We start from the raw sequence: 21318 nt of genomic DNA on the forward strand, positions 1-21318 counted from the left end.
TTTAGGCTGGTCAGGTGGTTAGAAGTACAAGCCCCTGGCTTTAGACATGGGGTTGGTTTCTACGGAGTCCCTGACTACTCGCGGGAGTGGGGTTCAATGCGGGCTGGATCGAACGGCAAGAATAGCTAGCCGCGCGCGGGTCAGCCAATATCCTATTGCATAACAACGTGATTTTGTCAAGGGGAAATCGAACGGAAAATCTCCGTTAAATTCACTCTTTCAAGAATACAAGAGTTGTGGGTGAAATCAATCTGGCGTTGCGGATCGATTCGATTCTCCCGAGAGGCGAATTTTTGATGACTCACCCTAACAAATGGGTTGATTCCCGGGTTTGACTGCATGAATGGACTCGCTACCCGAATCGGGCCACGATCGCCGATAGGAGGCTTCTTCGGGTTTGCCCCATCCCAGTTGCAGTAGGATTTCGAGAAAGTCGGATTTCTCCCATTTAAACAGGGTGGCCCATTCGGTTTTGCGGGCGATCGCCGCTACATCCCCGGGGGAAATCTGCCGATAGTCCGCCCCATGATTGACCCTCAAATACAAGTCCATCTCTGCGGTGACTCCTTCCCAAAATTCTAAGATCGAGGCTTTGGCGGCTTTCAGGGTCTCGCGATCGCACGGGAGGCAAATCAGTTGATCGTCGAGTTGCGGATAGGTTAGGGTTTTTCCTTTCAGGGCGATGTCACGCCACACCAGTCCCGACACTTGATGCGATCGCTGATACTCGTGAACCGCCGCTTTAAAATCTTGATATGCCGTGAATTTCTGCAAGCCTTCTGCTTTGAGGAAATAGTCAACCACCGGCAGCCCAATCGCGGGCGTCGCAGATAAGTTCAGGCGATCCCCTCTCAGACAGGCGCGGCGCTCCTGAGCTAAGATGTCGATTAACTCCTGCGTGCTGTAGACTTTCGCCATGTGAACACCATCTGCCTTGGACTTTTCGAGATTGTGTACTGTTTCAGCAGATTTTTCACAATCTCGGCGGTTTTTCAACCTGAAAGCTGAGTGGATTTTAGCATAAGTCCCGAGGGCTATTCATCTTTAGGGTTGGCAATCTGCAATTCGTTGGCCGCCGATTGCCAAGCAATTTCGCAGGTAAAGACCGGAAATCTCAGGTCTCGACCTGCGAAGCGATCGCCGGGATGAGAGAGGAGCGATCGCGCAGAATTAACGAAAGAAGCCGAACATCAGTTATCCTTGTTCCACCCGAGAAAACCCGGTGCAAAAAGCGCTGCAAATCTCATCCATGCAGTTTTAAGCTGACTGTTTCGCATAGCGCCCCATGAGTTCTACCGCCGTTAAAATATGGCCTTCCATTGCCGCTTTTACTTCTGCCTTGCTTGCACCCGGGGCTAAACTCAACAAGCTATCCAAGGCATAGAGCTTGAAAAAATAGCGATGCGTGCCGCTGGGGGGACAAGGACCGCCATATCCGACCTTGCCAAAGTCGTTTTTCCCCTGGACGCCGCCCCGGTCTAAAGAGGATTCCGTGGGCACTCCTTCGGGCAGGTGACGAATATTTGCCGGAATATCGTAAACCAACCAGTGGGTAAAACTGCGGTTGGGGGCATCCGGGTCTTCCACAATTAACGTAAAGCTACTCGTCCCTTCCGGTGGCGTCCCCCAACTCAGTGGCGGCGAAATATCTTCGCCATCGCAAGTGTATTTTGAAGGGAGAGTGTTGCCGATAAAAAAGGCAGGACTTTTGAATTCCATAAGGTTAACCGATGTTTTTCAGTCTCAAATAAGCTATCATAGTTCAGGTCAGACAAAGCTTTTTTTAAGTTTATCTTAATATTGTTTGAAAAAGCCGGATAATGCCGATAATTTAACCCGAAGCAGGAGAGTTGGAAACGGGAAAAAGTAAGCGGATGAGTTCGGGAGAAAATTATTAAAAAGTGGCAGCGATCGCCACGGTGGCGATGGGGTAGAGATTGACAGAACCATCTCTAACCGATAGGCGGGGAAGCGAGGCCCATCGGAAGTCGCAGGGGGGAATAAAACCGCCCCAGAAAGCACCAGAGTTTAGCGCCATTCCCCAGTTAGCAGGGGTTCGATGGGATGGCGAGTTTTTCGCATCCGCTTTCTCGTTGAGAATTTCCGCCGTGGATTCGGATTCTTCTTGGGGATCGAGTTCCACGCCCAGTTCCTCGGACACATCGGCGCTAGCAGCAATTAACAGCATCTCAGCACCTTCGTAGTCGAGAAAATCCGGCGGATCTGCGGCGATAAAGCGACGAGACGCAAAGCGTTCTTGCAGGGTTTTCGGCAATTGTGGCTTTTGCTGCGATCGCTTCGCGGTGGCTTGGGGAGAAGGTTTTTCCGGATTTTTGATTTGCAAGATGTAACTGGCTTGTTCTGCAATATTGAGTTCCCCTTGCGCTTCCCCCGGATCCTCGGGTAACTCCAGGGCGTAGGCTAAATGGGTGTGACCGTGATGATTGACGATATCGTAGACCCCTTCACCCACGGATCGGGCGGCGGGTTGATGGCGATCGCCGCGCGTTTTGGTTTGGTAAGTGGTACGGCGCAGACCGGCTTCGATTTTTTCAGCAGAGTCGCTGACGCTTTCCACAAACCCCCAGATTTGTGTTCCACCATCGTTGATTTCGGGCAGGTGTTTTGACCCGATCGCCATCAAGCGATAGGATGGCTTTTCGTGGGGTTTGAGTACCATGTAGAAGCGCTGTAGGTCCGCAAGTCCGGTGACAGAATCGGTCTCCACTTTCGGACGATAGCAGAAATATATATTGCCCTTTTCTATAACGTTGACCCGATTGGGTTTATCTGGATTGGATGCCATAAATTTCTGCGATTTTAGCTAAACTGCATCGGTTGCGGTGTGGATGCACGCGAGGGAAACTGGGGTAGGGAGAAGAGTCGCCACCCACCCCGGGAAAGGGTTAACCGATTTCTATCCCACCGCTTGGGGTTGTTTTTGGGATTGTTGCTGGGCCAATAGTTCGAGGGTTTCGCGATTGAAAGCGGGTAAGTCGCGGGGGTTGCGACTGCTGACCCAGTTGCGATCGCGCACCACTTCGCGGTCTTCCCAGTTTCCGCCACTGTTGCGAATGTCATCCACAATGGTGTGATAGCTGGTTAAAGTGCGACCTGGGGTCAGTTCCGCCGACACTAGCAACCAAGCACCGTGACAAATTACCGCGATCGGACGGTTGGTTTCGTCAATGCGCTTGACAAACGCTTGCGCTTTGGGGTTAACCCGCAAGGAATCCGCATTCAATCCGCCCCCGGGAAGTACCACCCCATCGAACTCATCGGGGTTAGCGTCATCCAGGCTCATATCCACCGGGAAGCGATCGCCTTTGTCGTGATGATGGAAGCCTTGCACTTGTCCGGATTGTGGGGAGACGAGTACCGTTTTTGCGCCGGCGCGATCGAGAGCTTGGCGCGGTTCGGTCATTTCCACTTGCTCGAAACCATCGGTGACTAAGATGGCGACGCGCATGTGGTTTAAATTATGTTGTGCCATGATGTTTCTCCTGTGTGATAGTGTGTGTGTCGTGCGATCGCGCGCGCCGATGCGGCGATTCGCTCCCCCAAGCCAGTTCGCATATCACTCATCCCGAATGCGCTCGATTTAGGGAAAGGGGAAGGCATCAGTGGGGTTAATAGCGGTTGCGTCTGGCATCAGTTTAAGGATTGAATAAAGGTGGACGGTCGGCGCAGTGAGCTGGGCGATCGCAATTAAATTTGTTGGGTTTGTTATCCGGGATTTAAGATTCCCTTTCACTGCTGTTTAGTTTACAGCCCTTCTCGCCTCTACCCTTCTATCGAAAGGAAGGGTTCGGGGGAAACAAGCAAAAAATTTCAAATGCCAAAAAATTATCGAGGGAGCCATCGCGCGATCGGCACATTTTTCAGCTTAACCCGCATGAGGGAGAAAACCCTCTACCGAAAGAATAGCTCGCGCCTCTACCCAAAGGCAGAAATTTCCCAGAAGGGAAGGCGCTGCTGCAACAAAACCCTCAAAGAGTGGTGCAGGGCAGCTCCGCGTATTGAAAGCGACAATCGGCTGTTACCAAAAATCTATCTAGCGGTAGATATAAACCGCAAAATTGCGGCAACAATGTTATTATAAAAGCACAAACGATGCCCCGGGGTCGGCAAAAATGACAAGGAGCGATCGTGCTAGGAAGTGGGAAATTTCCGACGGAATGTCTCACCCTGGCTTCCAGAGAAACGAGAGCGATAGGAAAGACGCCGGGGATACAAAAACGTAAAAAAACACAGACCCTTGCTGATTTCGCGGAATGGATTCGCGATCGGCGAGGATTTACGAGAGTTGTATAGATTGGTTGAGAAGAAAAGAGAGGTTTAAAATGGCAACCCCGATTGAATTCACCTTATTTGCACCTTATAATAAAGCAGCAACCCTGAAAGGGTCTTTTTCCGATTGGGAAGAGATACCGATGGAAAAAGACGACCGGGGAAATTTTCGCACCACCGTGGAATTAGAAGATGGGGTTTATGAATACAAATACCGCGTTCGGTCAAAAAGCTGGTTTCTCGACCCCGATGAATGGGTAGAAATCATCGATACCTACGCCACGGATATTAACGATTCCCAACAAAATGGGGTGGTCAGAATTAAAGATGGCGAGCGAATTGTAGATACCTACGTTTGGCAGCATGACGACAAATGGCTACCGCCCAATGACGAGTTAGTGGTTTACGAAATACATGCGGCGGACTTTTGTGGCGGGATAGGAGATTCAATTTCGCGCGGGAGTTACAAAGCACTGACCGAAAAATTAGATTATCTGGCAGATTTGGGAATAAACGCCCTGGAGTTGATGCCGGTGAACGAACACCCGGGAGATAAAGGGTGGGGCTATAACGTTCGCCACTATTTTGCCACAGAATCGAGCTACGGTTCTACAGCAGAGTTAAAGCATTTAATCGACGAGTGCCACGCGCGCGGAATTCGCGTCATTCTCGACGGAATTTACAATCATTCAGAAGATAAATGCCCGTTATTGTTAATCGATCGCGATTACTGGTATTATCACGATCGCCACTACCCCGACGATGCGGATAATTATTGGGGTCCGGAATTTAATTACGATCGTTACGACGAGAATCTCGACATTAAACCCGCCTGGGAATTTATCGGCGATGTGGTGCGTTTTTGGGTCAGCGAATATCATATCGATGGCATTCGTTACGATGCATTGCGTCAACTCGCCAATCGCGATTTTATGAAGTGGATCGCCCAGGAAGCGAGAAACACCGCCGGACCGAAACCCTTTTATAATATTGGGGAAAATATTCCCGATGATTCCAGTATTGCGGCGGGATTAGACGCGCCGATGAATGCCTGTTGGCACGAGAGCTTTCGCTATCATATAGTGGGGCATATTTGCGGCGACACCTTCGATGTAGAGGAACTCAAGAAAGCAATTGATGGGAAGCGCGACGGATATTTGGCGGCGACAGATGCGATTAATTATATCTCCAATCACGACCACCCGCATGTTTTGGCGGAATTAGGCGATCGCGAAATTTTAGATGATGCCGCCTTTCAACGGGCTAAATTAGGAGCTGTTTTATTAATGACCGCAATGGGCGTCCCCATGCTGTGGATGGGCGATGAATTCGGTCAAGCAGACCACGAAAATCCGAATGCCGAATGCGACGTGCAATGGTCTTTGTTAGAAAATGACCGCAATCGCAATTTGTGGGAATTTTATCGCGGATTAATTGCCTTACGCAAAGACAATCCGGCGTTGCACTCTTCCAATATCGAGTTTTTCCACGAAAATCCCGAGGATAAAGTGCTCGCCTACATTCGGTGGAATGACGAAGGAACGCGCCTGGTTGTGGTTGCCAATTTTTCCGATAATTTTCTCGAGGGATATGAAGTGACGGATTGTCCCCACAACGGAACCTGGCACGAATGGACGAAAGATTACGATTTGGAAGTACAAGACAATCGCTTAGTGGTGGATTTGGGAGAATGGGAAGCCCAAGTGTTTGTTTCTTAACCCAAAAAAGCAGATAAAACTTACCTCATGGTTTTCCTCGGGGCGCAGGAACATGCGCCCTTTTTTTTTTGCGGGAAGGGTTGATATCAATTGCGCCAGATTGGTTTGACAAAGCCCCCCAGGATTACAGAATCGGGGACATCAGACGGGCGACGCGAACCGCTAATTTAAACCATAAAGGCTTGGTTTTCATTTCCGATGAGGAGATTAAGTCGGAATTGTTAAAGTCAGTGTTTAGCATTTTCTCAATACGGGTAATAAAACCGCAATTGAGAATAAAAGCCATAATCTCAAAATTTAGCTGAAACGAGCGATTGTCCAGATTTATGGTGCCCACGCCAGCCATTTGGTCATCGAGTAACAGAACTTTTTCGTGCAAAAAGCCGGCGCGATAGCGATAGACCTTGACGCCACTGTTAATCATTTCGGCAGCATAGGAAAAAGAGGCGAGAAAAACCAGCAAGTGGTCCGGGCGATCGGGCAATAAAATCCGCAGGTCTACTCCGCGCAATGCTGCAAGTTTCAGCGCCGTTAATATGGATTCGTTAGGGACGAAATAAGGGGTGGTAATCCACAAGCGATCGCGCGCGGCATTAATCAGACTGACAAACAACAGGGTACAGGTGGAAAATTTATCTCCCGGTCCGCTAGGCACTACCAGTGCGGTTTCGTTTTTCCCAGCAGTAGATTTCACCTGCCAGCAGACCTCGGGAATGTCGCGCACGGCCCAATACCAATCTTTCAGAAAAGCAATTTGAAGGCATTGCACCGCAGGGCCAACTATCTGCAAATGAGTATCCCGCCAAGGACTCAACGGGGGTTTTTTACTGGCATATTCTTCCCCGATATTCAAGCCGCCAATAAATCCAATTTTACCATCAATGACGACAATTTTGCGATGATTGCGGAAATTAATTTGAAACCGATTGCATTGTCCTTTTGTGCTTTTAAATGCTCTCATTTTTATGCCGCGCGATCGCAGCTCTTCCACATACCGATTGGGCAGGGCATAACAGCCGATTTTGTCGTAGAGAAAATAAACCCGAACCCCTTGGTTTGCCTTTTCAATCAACGCCTGTTTAAATTTCTGACCCACCCGGTCATCGCGCACGATATAGAATTGAATCAGAATGTAATCCGTAGCCGATTCTATGGCAGACAAAATTGCCGGAAAGGTTTCCTTGCCATTGATGAGTAACTTCGTCGAATTCCCGCAGGTAAACGGAAAGCGATCGAGGGCTTCAGTGAGTTTCGCTAAAGAAGCAAAACGCCGGGGCGGGTCGATTTGCCATTGATAGATTTCGCGATCGAGTTGTTGAATGATTGTTTGATACTCGCTGTCTGCGCTGCGGTGCGCTTCCACATAACCGTGAAATTTATTTCTGCCAAAAGTCCAGTAGAGGGGAATAGCAATATAGGGAAAAGTGGACAGGGAAAGCGCCCAAGCAATGGCACCTCGGGACGATCGCACCCGCATCACCGCATGAGCGGCGGTGGCAATTCCCAGCCCATGAATTAACAAGACTATCGCAATTACAATTCTCATGTTGTCACTCCCCAAATTGTTCCCCCGCTTGGCACTTCTGTGTCAAGGGTTGATGGCATTTTATCTTTTTTTTGGTTGGTTTTATAGCAAAAGTTCCACCCCCATCGGTGTGTGATCCGAGGAGGTAATTTCTTTGAAGACTGTAGCACTTGCTGGTTTTTGAGACAACCCGCGATAGTAAATCCAATCTAACGGGGGAGAGGCGAAAAAGGTTTTCAGATGGGTTTGTGCCGGGGGAGAAAACTGCACCGGGGTTAAGTGCAAGCGATCGCCCATTAAATTGAGCAATCTCAGTCGCCGCTGACTCCAGGTATTAAAATCCCCACACAGGACGATCGGTTCGGATCGGCGGTGGAGAAATTGTTCGAGTTTATTCAGTTGCGCTGCAAATTTTTCGGAGGTGACAAAATTAATGGCATGGGTGTTGACGACTAACAGGGGTCGATCGCGCTTGGCAATCGCATATTCGACAATCAAGGAAACTTTTGGCGTATTGGTCAGAGGTTCGCAATCTTGGGTCAGCAGTGCGGTTCTGGCGATTGGTTTGACGGGCGAGGCGGTTAAAATGCCGCAATAGTTATCGGTATAAGTATCCCGAAAATTGGGGGCAAAGTTCCAGCCCATTGATTCTAAGGCTAAAATCGATTTGGTTTGGGTATTGAGGCCAATTTCTTGCAAGCAGACCAAATCCGGTTGATAGGTTTCGAGAATGTGAAAAAAGTCTCTGGTCCAAGCGGGGGTGTTATTTTGTTTGGCGACATTCCAGTTCAAAATTTTGACAGCGGGACTGGCGATCGCCTCCTGGGAAAAATTATCGCGATCGATAATGCTTTCTGCCACCATAACAAAGCGGGTGGACAAGGAAAAGAAGTTAAAAAAATTGTTGGTCATCGATAAAACACGGAAGGATAAACGCTGAAAAAATAGAGGGTGGTTTGAGAGTAGGATGGGCATTCTCCACCACTGCCGACAGTTAGAGATGACCCTCGGGCAACAGTTTAGGAGTTGAACTTTCACCGTAGCGCTCCGAGGGGATTTTCTCATCTTCCCATAGGTATAGATAAAGCTCGAATAAAAGATACAAAACAGTGGGTCGGGTTTCTTAAATAAAACAAGAGACCGGCTGAGATTTGAGGGGAGGCGATCGCGGTGGGTTTAGGGGAAATCAACTCAATTTTTTGGAAAATCATCCCTGGGGTATAAAAGAGAGGAGCGCAGAAAGACTAACCTGTGAAAAGAGGTCAGGCTCATCCAAAGCCAATGGTTCTGCGAATCAGCAGAAAGACTCAGGCAAAACAACTCGATCGAAATTGAAGCCGCTCCTTTGTAAAAACCAAAGATTATTCCAGGAAAACACATGTTTTATCACGTCAAAGAGTTACAATACAACGCGCGGGTTTCCGGTCCGGATCCGCGCTTTGCCAGTTTGCTTTTAGAACAATTTGGCGGTCCGAATGGGGAATTGAAGGCAGCGATGCAGTATTTTACCCAAGCTTTTGGTGCCCGTCAGCCGTACCCGGAAAAGTACGATATGTTGATGGATATCGCCACGGAAGAATTCAGCCATTTAGAAATTGTCGGTGCCACGATTACCATGTTGCTAGATGGCATCAACAGCGACCTGAAAGAGGCGGCGGCGAATAGCGAAATCATGCGCTTTCTCAATGGTAACAAAGAAGAGCGGGAGAACATCGTGCATCAAGTAGCGATGACCGGGCCGCAATTAATGGCACGTTCTGGCGGGGGTCCGACGGTGACCGACAGTCAGGGAATGCCGTGGAGTGGCTCTTACGTGACGGCGAATGGCGACCTGACGGTGGATCTGCGATCGAACATTGCCGCCGAGTCGCGCGCCAAAATCGTGTACGAATACTTGATGCAGTACACAGACGATCCCTATGTGAACGACACCCTGCGCTTTTTGATGACCCGGGAAGTCTCTCACTTCAAGATGTTCTCGGCAGCCCTAGATACCATCGAACCCAATTTCCCGCCGGGAGTGCTGCAAGGGGATCCGCGCTACAGTCACCTGTACTTCAACATGTCTAACGGAACCAGCGCGCGCGGTTCCTGGAACGAAGGCCAAGGCCCGTGGGAGTCGGGGGAACAATGGGTATATATTGACGATCCGGTAGACCATGTGGTGAAGAGCAAGGGGTTATCGGAGAATTACCCCGTGCAAGGCAGCAAGCACAGCGAAGAAGAAGTGGCGCGCAAGAACAAGGAGCTGAGCCAGAAGCGATCGCAAGAGGTGAAATCTGCAATGGCACATCACTCAAACCAGTGGTCTGCCTATGGGGAAAACACCTTAGCCAGTCCGAAACAAGCGCAAAACAGTCCGCAATCAAAGTAAGCGATCGCAGAAGGGGTAAATCCTGCGATCGGGCTTTGGCGGGTTAAGCCAATCGTTGTGCGGGGAGGGGCATAAGGGTGCCTCTCCCCACCGCTGGTTTAATTCTCTCATTGTTTGAGAAATTCGCCGTTGAAAATAGAGTTAGGAGGTCAATACATGGTACTGAGTCCCGAAGCCACAAGTGAGACAACCGACAATCCGCTGCAAGTTCCCTCGGAAACCGAAGCGGTGGAATCGATGCCGTCGGATATCGAAATTACCTATTACACCGATCCGCTGTGTTCCTGGAGTTGGGCGATCGAACCGCAGTGGCGGCGGTTGCGCTACGAGTTTGGCGATCGCCTACAGTGGCGTTACGCGATGGGCGGCTTAATTCCCGACTGGCAGAAATTTAGCGACCCGCTCAACGATATTTGTCGCCCGGTGCAGATGGGACCGCTGTGGGTTCAGATTCGGGATATCACCGGGATGCCCGTGCGCGAAGGGATTTGGGTAGAAGACCCGCCGAACTCCTCTTATCCGGCATGTCTGGCGGTGAAAGCCGCCCAACAACAAGGCAACACCGTGGCGGAAGTATATCTGCGTCGCCTGCGCGAGGCGGTGATGGTGGAACAGCGCAATATCGCCCGTGACGAGGTGCTGTGGGAACTGGCGGAGGAACTGTCTGGGGCGATCGACCTGGGGCAATTCCAGGAAGACCTGGACAGTGCGGAGACGGTGGAAGCCTTCCGGGAGGATATCAAGGATATGCGCTATCGCGGGAGCGGTCGCTTTCCCGCCCTCATCTTGCGACCCCGGAATGGACGAGCGGTGCTGCTGGTAGGCTTTCGCCCTTACAAAGTGCTGCGCGACGCGATCGCTCACATTTCGCCGGAGACCGAACCCCAGCGCTCCGCTACCGATGCGATCGCCTATACTACATACTGGGGACGCATCACCGCCCCAGAACTGGCAGAGGCACTGAACCTGCAAACGTCAGACGCTCGCCAGAAGTTAGACGATGCGGTGCAGGAGGGGCATCTCGCGCGATCGGGGGAATTTTATCGGGAGCGATAATGTGAGGCAATCCGGGATAGGGTCGGTGCGCCACCCCTCCCGGCTGTCAATTGTTCCCGTTCGGTGGCTGTAGGTATGTTCGGCGAAAACCCGCTTGCGGGCCGTTTCTCCGATCGCCGTTGCTTGTGCGGGAGTGAGTTGACGCAGGATATCGGCAACGCGATCGCTCAGTCGGTTGCCTAAAAATCCTAAATCGCAGGCAAATTTCGGATCCGGTGGCACGGGGTGATGGGTGTGGGGATCTAAGGCGTTGTAAATGGGAACGCATTGGCGCGCCCCCTTGGCTCTCGCATGTTGCCTTTAATGTCCGTTAGGATATGCTGTTTTGACCGCCAAAACCTGTCAATAAAACTACTTAATATAAATCGAACAAATACTAGCCGCATCCAATTAATTTTTTTCAAATGAAGTCATGTAGGATGGGTCTACCCACCCTACGACTTTAGCTGGGTTTTTTCCCCAGTGACCTATCCAGAAAACATTTGCTCGATTGTCTCTTTATAGCGTTCCAGCACCACATTGCGCTTCACTTTGAGGGTTTGGGTGAGCATGCCATTTTCTTGGGAAAAGGGTTCTAAAAGAAGGCGAAACGAACCGATGCGCTGGTTGGCATTATATCCGGGGCGGTTTTTGATTTCCCGTTCCATTTCTTTTCGGAATAACGATTCGACGGCTTCATTTTTTCCGGCATCGAAAACCCTTTCCGATTCGGTGTTCGAGTCGGTAGAATCGGGTAAATCTAGGGACACTTGATTCTCTTTCGCCCATTGTTTCAGAGCATCGAAATTGGGGACGATTAAGGCACCGAGCGATCGCCGATCTTGTCCGATAATGGTGATTTGGTCGATATACCGACTGCGGGCACAGGCGCGTTCCAGGGGTTGCGGTTCTATATTTTCGCCATTGCTCAACACGATGGTATCTTTCGCCCGCCCGGTTAGCACTAAATTGTCTTGCACCGTCAACCAACCGAGGTCTTCTGTATTGAACCACCCTTCGGCATCAATGACTTTTTCCGTCGCCTCTGGATTGCGATAATAGCCTTGCATAATCTGCGGACCTCGCGCCAAAACTAATCCTTTTTCGCCTTGGGGTAACGTTTCTTTGGTTTCCGGATCGACGATGCGAATTTCCGTCGCGGGAATCGGTTGTCCGGCGGATCCGCGCAGGTTACAATCGGGACTTCTTGCGGTTAAAACTGGGGAGGTTTCGGTCAACCCGTAACCTACCAGCACTTCAATGCCAATTGTTTCGTAAAAGGTATCCAAACTCATGGCGAGAGTGCCACCGCCACAAATGGTTAGCTTTAATTCCGGACTCATTTGTTGGCGTATTTTTTGATAAACTACTCTCTCGGCTAAGCGATGCAGCGGCCAGAAAAATGCCATTTCTCCTCGGGCGCGGAGGCGCTGAAATCCGGAAGGATTTGGACGGTCTAAACTCAGGTTATTGACGATTCGGCGCGCTTGGATGTAGCGATGACTGGCAGACATTAGAAACTTCGCGAGTCGCTGTTTTTGGGGAGATTGTTTGCCTAACTGCTTTTCGATTGCGTCGTGGATGAATTCTAATAAGCGAGGGACGGAGACAAAATAATTGATTTTTTGGGCTTTTAAATCGCGCTTGACGTGGCGCAAATTGGTGTAAACTAAGGTACAGCCTTGGGAAAGAATGTAATACTCGATCGCCCGTTCGTAGATATGCCAAGGGGGAAGAATGCTCGAAACCCGATCGCCGGATTTCACCTTGGCGAAGGCGGATAAGTTATTCACTTGATGGAGTAAATTGCTATGAGAAAGCATCACCGCTTTTGGCTTGCCGGTGGTTCCCGATGTGTAGATCAGCGCCGCTAAAGTGTCGGGGGTTTGTTCTACTGGTTCTAACTCGCGATCGCCTCCGGTTTCTATCAGCCGATTGAAATTGAGAACGCTTAAATTATTATCCGCTTCCGGTTCTTCATCGGAGAGCAAAATAACCACCGCGATCGGCAAGTCATTCAGTCCTTCCCGCAGCTTTTTCAGGGTAGCTTGATTCTCCACTACTAAAGCGGTGGATTCGCTATTGCTGAGGATATAAAGTAGTTCGTCTTTATCGGCGTTGGAACTTCGCACTACATCCACTGCGCCAGCAGTCATAATGCCCATATCGGCGATCGCCCACCGATGACTATTTTCCGAAAACAAGGCCACGCGATCGCCCGGTGTGACCCCCAACTGTTGCAACCCCACGGCAAATTTCACCATGCGATCGCGCGCCTGGGAATAGGTGAGTTTCGCTTCCGGTTTCCCGTGGGGGTCATATAACGCCACGGTATCGCCAAATCGTTCCGCCGCCAACGCCCACATTTCCGGTAAAGCGCTGACTTCGGTATTCTTTTGACCGTTTCGGTTTTCCCTTTCGCTTGCGGTAGGTTGCGTGGCAGTTGCTAAGGAGGGGCGATTCATTTTCTTTTCTTTCTTTTCTTATACCATCCCCGATATGATAATTGTTTTTTGCCATTTTGCACTCTACCTAGGGGTAGAGAATTTAGCCAATTGTGTGAGTTTTTTGGGGTGCAGAGATTACAGTTAAAGTTGATATTTGATGCGGATTTATTATACCACAATTGATGACTTTTTTTCTGGTGTTAAAGAAAAGGAGTCAATTGTGCCACCCACGGCGGGGAGGCGGTATCTCTGGAGGGGAACGAGGGGAACGCGGGGAAGGGCGAGGGCGAGGGGTCACAGCAGGTTGTCATCGGCTGATTTTAGGCTTCAGTTGCGATCTTTCCCGAGAAAGAGGGGAAATTCTACCCATAGAGGGTGGATTTGGGGGGAAGTTCGATGAAAGAATATTGAAGGAGTAAACCCCTCAGAATTGTAGATCGGCGATCGCCGTTTCGCAGTTCTATGAGATTGGACTAAAATTTTAACTAGGCAAGGATGGTATGCAAACCTTTCGATTGACCTCCCTCTTGGGCTTAAAAGTGCGAATAGACTTATGCTGGATGATTATTTTCGCCCTCATCCTGTGGACTTTTACCGCCATCGTATTTCCCTACCAATTCCCCCATCTATCCCCCAGCACGCATTTGGGGATGAGCGTGATGCAAACCCTGTTATTCATGGCGTCTGTGTTTGCCCATCAACTTTCCCAAGCTTTAGTTGTGAGGGCGAAAGGCATTCCGGTGAGCGGAATTAACTTATTGATTTTTGGCAGAATCTGGCGATCGCGCCCCTATACTGAAAATCCGCAAGACGAACTGCAAATTGCCGGGGGGGGACTGATAACCCTGGTGGCGATCGTGCTTTTGTATGCGTTCCTCGGGTGGTGGGGCAACCGCGCGGGGTGGAGTGTGGCGGTGACGGGAATTGCCAATGCTCTCGCCTGGATGAATGGCATGTTAACCATGTTTAAAGTGCTTCCCGGTTTTCCCCTGGATGGCGGGCGCTGGTTCCGCGCCCTAGTCTGGAAACTCACCGGCAACTGGAAAACCGCCACCCGCATTGCTTCTCGATGCGGTGTATATCTCAGTTATGGGATTATCGCCGTGGGCGTGGCAGAACTAATCGGTGGTTACATTCTCGACAGTATGTGGTCGATTTTAATCGGTGGATTTCTCAAAACTGCCATTGTTCAAGGAAACCGCGCCTCTTTAAATCAATAGGGCTTTTTTAGATTAAACAAACCGATAATTCTATACGCTAACAACCAATAATTGCCATTATAGAATATGCAGGCTAAACTAAAAAAAGAATTGAAAAAGGGAGGATGCAACTCTTGCGAAGTGCAATTAGAAGAACGCTGCTATTTCTGACGGGGTTGGCGTTATTAATCGGACTCAGTGGTATCCCGCCAGCGTGGTCTCTAGTGAGCGAAAGCGATCGCGAAGTCGTGGTGCCGGCTTCAGAAGCGATCGCCGATGACTTTTACGCGGCGGGAGAAACCGTCACCATCAATGGCACAGTGGGCGGCGATGCCATTCTCGCCGGGGAACAGCTCATTATCAACGGCGCGATCGAAGGAGATTTAATCGCGGCGGGTCAAACGGTAAAAATTGCCGGTGCGGTAGGAGATGATGTGCGAATCGCGGGGCAAGTGTTAATGCTGGCACCGGAAGCACGCATCGGAGACGATTTGGTTGCGGCGGGGCTGAGTTTGGAAACCCAGACCGGCAGCACCATAGGGGGCAATGTAGCCTTTATGGGGTCCCAGGCACTCCTTGCCGGCACCGTAGGAGAAACGGCACAACTCACCACCAGCGCCTTGCAAGTGCAGGGAACGGTGGGAGGAAACCTGGATGCGAAGGTGGGCGGAAACAATTTCGCGTCTCCGGGAATGTTTGATACGCCGTTACCCATCCCGGAAGTTCCCTCGGGTCTCACCCTCGCTGCTGAGGCGCAGATCCAAGGTAATGTGAGCTATCCCGCAACTGCCGCCGCCAATATCGCTCCGGAAGCTACAATCGGCGGTGAGGTGGTGGTGGTGAAACCCTCGCCCCCCGAGGAGGTTTCCCCTGATGCGGGACAAGTGGTGTGGGAAACCTTGCAGCGTTGGATCGCCTTAAGTTTGGTGGGGTTGCTGCTGCTGTGGCTGGTTCCCGACTGGACGCAAAATCTGGGCGAAACGGCGCGATCGCGAGTTCTGCCCAGCCTCGGTTGGGGAATTCTCACTTTAGTGCTAGTGGGAATTTTGACCGCCCTGGTGATTCCCGCACTCAGCCTGTTGCTCGTGGGTATCTTGGGCACTACCCTCTCCAGTTTAGCGCCCTTGGTTCTGGGAATTGCTTTACTCGCCGAATTGATATTAATTGTCGGTTTCTTGATTTTTGTCGGTTATGTGCCCCAGGTTGCCTTGGGTTGGCTGGGCGGACAGTGGTTGCTCTCATCCATGCAGCCCACTTGGGCCGCTAACCGCTTTTTACCCCTGCTGCTGGGTCTGCTCTTGTTTGTCATTCTCACTGCAATTCCCGGCTTCGGCGCACTTCTCAATCTGGTTATTATGCTCTTGGGTTTGGGCGCTTTCTGGATCTGGATTCGCCCGAAACTCGGATCGGTGTTTTAATCTCGCAATACATACAAATCCCTGTAGCGATGTAGTAGTAGTGTGACTCGTTCCCAGCATCTAGCATCTGCTGGGAACGCCTGGCCCGAGGCTCCGCCTGCGCCACAACCAGGGTAGATTACCGTTTCGCCGCTCTCCAAGTGCCGTGAAAGCTAAAGGGAATCACTTCGGGCAATTCCAAGCGACACACCGGCTCGTCATCTAGGCGATCGCTATCGTAAATCCACACTTCGCTGCGATCGGCATCGCTGTCATACACCACCGACAGAATCCAGCCCAACCCGGGGTCGATCGCATCAGCAGCATAGATCGGCTCGCTCACATAGCGATTTTCGCCTAAATCCGCTTCGGTGAGGGTATTGGTTTCGTAGTCATAGCGCGCCAACTGCTGCAACAATTCCCGGGAAATATCCGCCTCGCGACGGTAGAGCGCCAGATAAGTATAGCGCCAGGATTGCCCCACGCGATCGGGTCGCACTACGGGAAACTCGCTGGGGCGCGCGATCGCTTGCTCCATCTCGACGATTCGGGCGGTTTGCGGCTCTACTCGCACTTTCCACAGCGTGCCACAGGCGGGCGTATGGGTTTCCCCGGTGGCCACTTCCCGCAAGTAGTGATTGGTTTGTGCGAAATCGTCAAACCGCACCAGATCCAGGATGGCGGTTCCGTCTGGCGCAACGCAGCCATTGCCAAAATGCCACTGGAAAAAGGGTTCGGTGTGGTTGCGACTGATGACCTGCAGGGTTTCGCGGTCTACCACGATAATCTCGGTTCCCCGGCGCGGTTGCCATTGTAGCGCTTCGCTATAGCTGCTCAACCCCAACAGCATCGAGAGTCGGTTTAATTCTAACGGGGGCACGAAAAAGATGAGATACTCTCCGGCGAGAACGAAACTATGGATAACCGACACGCTATCGAGTTCGATCGCCGCTTTTTGCCAAATTTTGCCAGTGCGATCGCTTTTGTAAAGATTTAACTGCGGTTTTGCCCCCATGCTCACTCCGAAACTGAATATCTCACCCGTTTGCGGATCGCGCTGCGGATGTGCGGTGTAGGTCTCTTTCCCCTGCAGTGCGCCTAAATTATCCGGTCCGAAGGTTTCCAAAGTGTCCAAATCCAGGGCGTGAGGCCATCCGCCTTCCCACAGGGCTAACAGTTTTTCCGGTAGGGTCAGCACGGAGGTATTGGCCGAGTTTTTAATCGCAGCGCGATCGCCAAACACGCGCATCCAGTAATTCCAAATCGGCCCTGGCTCTTTCATGCCATAATTCGCATACAGAAACCGACCTGCTGCGGATTCTTCTATATATCCTTCGGTTTGCACGAACCGATAAACTCCCGAAGCGCCCGCATCGGTAAACTGCACGGCTAAAATCGCCCCATCGCCATCAAACCAGTGGCCCACCGGTTCGCCGCCGCGTTCTAAGCGCGCCGGACCGTTGCGATACAAGGTGCCGCGCAACCCTTCCGGAATCTGACCGGAAATGATACTCAGGGGCGTGCGAGAAAATTCTGAGGGAATGCGCGCGATCGCTTTCGCCCATCCTTTTTGAGAGGGCTGTACCCGGGGTGCTGTTGTCATCACTAAACCCGCCTATCCAATTGTGACATCGGTAACGAAGCAAGGCGATCGCCTCCATAAAACTCCCAAGACGCCACGTCAGCTTCCTGGTGTCAATGAAGGCATTTAATCCCCTTCCTCCCGCCGCTCATTGTAGCACCACCCAAGCCCAAATTTCTATTCCCAAAGAAAGATTTTTTTTGCGATTTTGCGATAAAATTAGCCCAGGTTCCACCTGCCCTTTTCCGAGACCAGATTCTCGCAACTCTATCGGGGCAGAGGCCACCCTCTCTTATCCTCAAAATTCTCTCTGAATTAATTCTACCAATCGATTGTTCCGCATGAAACTAAACTTCCGCAAACTCTTTACCATCAAACTCTTTACCATCCTCGGCGTCATTGTGCTAGTCGTGGCCCTGCTGCTGGGGGGAAGTGCCACCTACCTGATTCGCGCCTCTTGGCCCCAAGAAAAAGGCGTGGTGCAACTTTCCCAACTTTACGATACCGTCACCGTCTACCGCGATCGCTGGGGCATTCCCCAAATTTACGCCAATAATTCCCATGACTTATTTCTCGCTCAAGGCTATCTCCACGCCCAAGATCGCTTTTGGCAAATGGATTTTTGGCGGCATCTCGGGGCCGGTCGCCTGTCAGAAATGTTTGGCGAATCGCAACTGAAAACCGACCGCTTTTTACGCACCTTGGGATGGGCGCGAATTGCCGAACGGGAATTAGAAATATTACCCGCCGAAGATATGGCCAGCTTACAAGCGTATGCCGAAGGCGTCAATGCTTATTTAGCCACCCATAAAGGCTCTCACCTCAGTTTGGAATATCCGGTGCTAAAGGTTCTCAATCCCAACTATCAACCAGAACCCTGGCAACCTCTCCACACCCTCACCTGGTCAAAAGTGATGGCGTGGGATTTGGGAGAAAATATGCAAAAAGAAATCGAACGGGTGATTTTGCTCAATACCCTTCCTCCAGAACGGGTGGAAGAATTATTCCCCCCTTATCCCGCAGAACACCCCGTCATTGTGAAAAATTTTAACCCGCCAAATCGCAACAAATACAGAAGCATTTCCCCCGGCAAAAATCAGCCGGAAGAAAACAGCTTTTTTTCGGATAACATGTCCTTAAATCCCTGGAAATCGGTGCGGGAAAAAATTATCGCGCTTAACGAGATAGTCGGGCCAACCGGCAGCGCAATTGGGTCGAATAGTTGGGTGGTTTCGGGAGAGAAAACCCGCAGCGGCAAACCCCTGTTGGCGAATGACCCGCATTTAGGGGTACAGATGCCCTCAATTTGGTATGAAAATGGCCTGCATTGCACGGTGAAATCGGCGGAATGTCCTTATGAAGTCACCGGGTTTTCGTTTCCTGGAGTCGTGGGGGTCGTTATCGGACATAGCGATCGCATTGCCTGGGGATTTACCAATGCAATGGCGGATGTGATGGATCTGTACGTGGAAAAAATTAACCCGAATAATCCCGACCAATATGAAGTAAATGGGGAATGGGTAGATATGGAACAAGTCACGGAAACGATCGCGATCGCTGGGGAAGATCCGCGCCCGATTGTCCTGCGCTATACTCGTCACGGCCCGATTATTTCCGATACCTATCCTAAGCTGGCACAATTAGGCTTGCTACCCGGCAACGACCTACCAGAAAACTACGCGATCGCCTTGCGCTGGAATGCCTTAGAACCCGCCCGATTAGTTTCGGCAATTCTCAACATCAATCGCGCCCAAAATTGGCCGGAATTTCGCGCAGCAGCCCAGTTTTTCGATATCGCCCAGCAAAATTTACTTTATGCCGATATCGAGGGCAATATTGGCTTCCAGATGCCTGGAAAACTGCCAATTCGCAGCCGTGGCGACGGACGTTATCCCGTGCTGGGTTGGCGGGAAAATGCGGCGGAATGGACCGATTACGTACCGTTTGAAGACTTGCCATTTCTATTTAATCCCCCGCCAGGATATATCGTCAATGCCAATCACGCGATCGTCGATCGCGATGCTCCCTATTCCATTGCCAAAGATTGGGATTACGGGTTTCGGGCAAAACGGATTGTAGAAGCGATCGCCGAGTCAAATCGGTTGTTTGAATTGTCGGATTTTCAGCAACTCCAGGGAGACAATACCAATCTGAATGCCGAAATTATATTGCCCATTTTCCGAAGTTTGTCTTTTTCCGAAACCCGCTTAGAAACGGCGCGTCAGTTGTTGGTTAACTGGAACGAGAAAAACCAGATAGATCGACCCGAAGCCGCGTTGTTTGAAGCGTTTTGGAAGCATCTGCTCGCGGAAACCTTTCAGGATAGTTTACCGCTGGAATATTGGCCCGATGGCGGCGATCGCTGGATGCAAGTGGTCAAACTAATCCGCCGCGAACCGAATAGTTTTTGGTGGGATAATCAAATCACTTCCGCCCGGGAAACTCGCGACGATATCTTTGAGAATGCGTTGGTCAAAGCTGTGGAAGAATTAGAAGAAACCTTCGGTCCCGATCCGAGTCAGTGGCGTTGGGGAGATTTGCATCCCGTGACCTTTCGCAATAAAAGTCTGGGAGAATCGAATATCCCCGCGATCGAAGCGATATTCAATCGCGGTGCTTTTGCCACTTCTGGCGGAAATGCGATTGTCAATGCCACGGCATGGGATGCAGCAAAATCGTTTGAGGTCAATTGGATTCCCTCAATGCGAATTATCGCCGATTTAAGCGATTTGAATGCATCGGTGGCGATTAATTCCACCGGGCAATCGGGTCATGCATTCCATCGCCACTATCAAGATCAAATCGAACCGTGGCGCAATCTAAAATATCACCCGATGGCAAGCAACGCCGCCGCAACGCTCACCTTAATCCCCTCCTCTCACTCCCAGCGCCACTGATATCCCTGTCGGTTGATTCGCTTGATAAAAGGTTCGGTGGATTGCCTGAAAAAAAAGGGGGGAATTGAAATCCCGCACGGCAGACATATTAAGCCTCCGCCGACTCATGTTTTCCATCTATTGTGCGGGCGATTATCTGACTCGTTCTCAGCTCATGCTGGGAACGGGCAGGGAGATTGATGCGGTTTCCCCCATAAAGGCTCGCTTGCCGCTGTTGATTGGTATCAGTGCCAAGCAAGCCCCTCTATATCGCGCGATGGATGAGAATTGGTCTTTCTGTATTCCCTCGCGGTTGAGGCTGCGGTTCTGGCGAATGGCATCGGTTTTCCCTTGCCCGTCCTTTCATATAACTTTATAACTAAATTAAAATTTAATGAAATTTAGCTCAAAAGAACTGAATTTTACAGAAATCTGCAGTAAGATTAGACGAGAATTAAAATTTTGCCGCTACCTCGTGGCGATAAAAGAGGCAAGGAGAAGAAAATTGCTCAACGCTAAAAAAAGGAATCATGCTATCATATCGGCCCTTTATGTTATCCAATCCTAGGATAGGCTAATCACCTAAATATTGGATAAACCCGGCGATTTAAACGAAGTAGAAGCAGGAATCAAAATTTAAAAATGTTGTGAAATGAAAGGAGAAGGGATTGATTGATTTACAAGGGATAGCCTGCTGTAAGCGCTTAGGCATTAAAATGGGGGAACTGTAGGGAGCGAGACGCAAGCGCCCTGAGCGCAGGCGATCTCCCTTTCCTGCGTTCAGCCCCCTTCGAGCCTCTACGGGCAGAGCTATGCCGAAGGCTTGAGGCACGGTGACAAGAACTGGGATTGAGGGGGTTTGCGCGATGCCGATG

15 protein-coding genes are annotated in these 21318 nt (G+C 50.6%); 6 read left to right on the plus strand and 9 right to left on the minus strand.

The features are described from left to right. Positions 1 to 306 precede the first annotated feature (306 nt). The 4 genes from AC0QH1_RS09315 to AC0QH1_RS09330 all read right to left on the minus strand — a co-directional run bounded on the left by AC0QH1_RS09315 (position 307) and on the right by AC0QH1_RS09330 (position 3493). A complete protein-coding gene (locus tag AC0QH1_RS09315; protein WP_324630795.1) occupies positions 307 to 918 on the minus strand; it encodes a hypothetical protein in 612 nt (203 codons plus the stop codon). Between the two features lie 339 nt (positions 919 to 1257). Continuing rightward, positions 1258 to 1719: a YbhB/YbcL family Raf kinase inhibitor-like protein gene (locus AC0QH1_RS09320; RefSeq protein ID WP_324630796.1), complete on the minus strand. Its 462-nt coding sequence runs from the start codon at positions 1717 to 1719 to the stop codon at positions 1258 to 1260. Between the two features lie 175 nt (positions 1720 to 1894). After that, complete coding sequence (locus AC0QH1_RS09325; RefSeq protein WP_324630797.1) at positions 1895 to 2806, minus strand: hypothetical protein; 912 nt, start codon at positions 2804 to 2806, stop codon at positions 1895 to 1897. Positions 2807 to 2917: 111 nt separating this feature from the next. After that, on the minus strand, positions 2918 to 3493 hold the full coding sequence (locus AC0QH1_RS09330) for a type 1 glutamine amidotransferase domain-containing protein (RefSeq protein WP_324630798.1): 576 nt from the start codon (positions 3491 to 3493) through the stop codon (positions 2918 to 2920). An 850-nt stretch (positions 3494 to 4343) separates the two neighbouring features. On the opposite strand from AC0QH1_RS09330, the gene AC0QH1_RS09335 reads away from it, so the two are divergent. Then, complete coding sequence (locus tag AC0QH1_RS09335; RefSeq protein WP_324630799.1) at positions 4344 to 6008, plus strand: alpha-amylase family glycosyl hydrolase; 1665 nt, start codon at positions 4344 to 4346, stop codon at positions 6006 to 6008. 124 nt (positions 6009 to 6132) lie between these two features. On the opposite strand, the gene cls is transcribed toward AC0QH1_RS09335, so the two are convergent. Together cls and AC0QH1_RS09345 are read right to left on the minus strand one after the other, a co-directional pair. Further along, positions 6133 to 7554: a cardiolipin synthase gene (gene cls / locus AC0QH1_RS09340; RefSeq protein ID WP_324630800.1), complete on the minus strand. Its 1422-nt coding sequence runs from the start codon at positions 7552 to 7554 to the stop codon at positions 6133 to 6135. An 81-nt stretch (positions 7555 to 7635) separates the two neighbouring features. Then, complete coding sequence (locus AC0QH1_RS09345; protein WP_324630801.1) at positions 7636 to 8445, minus strand: endonuclease/exonuclease/phosphatase family protein; 810 nt, start codon at positions 8443 to 8445, stop codon at positions 7636 to 7638. A gap of 466 nt (positions 8446 to 8911) precedes the next feature. Here AC0QH1_RS09345 and AC0QH1_RS09350 point away from each other — a divergent pair, with 466 nt between their 5' ends. Together AC0QH1_RS09350 and AC0QH1_RS09355 are read left to right on the plus strand one after the other, a co-directional pair. Beyond that, positions 8912 to 9907 (plus strand): manganese catalase family protein, encoded by a 996-nt coding sequence (locus AC0QH1_RS09350; RefSeq protein WP_324630802.1) that lies wholly within the window; start codon positions 8912 to 8914, stop codon positions 9905 to 9907. Positions 9908 to 10063: 156 nt separating this feature from the next. Beyond that, entirely contained in the window at positions 10064 to 10963 is a 900-nt protein-coding gene (locus AC0QH1_RS09355; protein ID WP_324630803.1) for a DsbA family protein, read from the plus strand. Here the strand turns inward: AC0QH1_RS09355 and AC0QH1_RS09360 are convergent. After that, positions 10901 to 11185 (minus strand): glycosyltransferase family protein, encoded by a 285-nt coding sequence (locus AC0QH1_RS09360; RefSeq protein ID WP_324630804.1) that lies wholly within the window; start codon positions 11183 to 11185, stop codon positions 10901 to 10903. The genes AC0QH1_RS09355 and AC0QH1_RS09360 overlap by 63 nt on opposite strands. A 245-nt stretch (positions 11186 to 11430) precedes the next feature. Further along, positions 11431 to 13407 (minus strand): AMP-dependent synthetase/ligase, encoded by a 1977-nt coding sequence (locus tag AC0QH1_RS09365; RefSeq protein WP_324630805.1) that lies wholly within the window; start codon positions 13405 to 13407, stop codon positions 11431 to 11433. Between the two features lie 482 nt (positions 13408 to 13889). Here AC0QH1_RS09365 and AC0QH1_RS09370 point away from each other — a divergent pair, with 482 nt between their 5' ends. Further along, a complete protein-coding gene (locus AC0QH1_RS09370; protein ID WP_324630806.1) occupies positions 13890 to 14609 on the plus strand; it encodes a zinc metalloprotease in 720 nt (239 codons plus the stop codon). 104 nt (positions 14610 to 14713) lie between these two features. Continuing rightward, positions 14714 to 16006, plus strand: a complete 1293-nt coding sequence (locus tag AC0QH1_RS09375) for a DUF8173 domain-containing protein (RefSeq protein WP_324630807.1) — start codon at positions 14714 to 14716, stop codon at positions 16004 to 16006. Between the two features lie 118 nt (positions 16007 to 16124). On the opposite strand, the gene AC0QH1_RS09380 is transcribed toward AC0QH1_RS09375, so the two are convergent. Further along, positions 16125 to 17588, minus strand: coding sequence for a carotenoid oxygenase family protein (locus AC0QH1_RS09380; protein ID WP_324630808.1), 1464 nt, complete (start codon positions 17586 to 17588; stop codon positions 16125 to 16127). A gap of 320 nt (positions 17589 to 17908) precedes the next feature. Here AC0QH1_RS09380 and AC0QH1_RS09385 point away from each other — a divergent pair, with 320 nt between their 5' ends. Beyond that, a complete protein-coding gene (locus AC0QH1_RS09385; RefSeq protein WP_324630809.1) occupies positions 17909 to 20464 on the plus strand; it encodes a penicillin acylase family protein in 2556 nt (851 codons plus the stop codon). Positions 20465 to 21318: the final 854 nt, after the last annotated feature.

Source organism: Phormidium sp. CCY1219 (genome assembly GCF_055795085.1).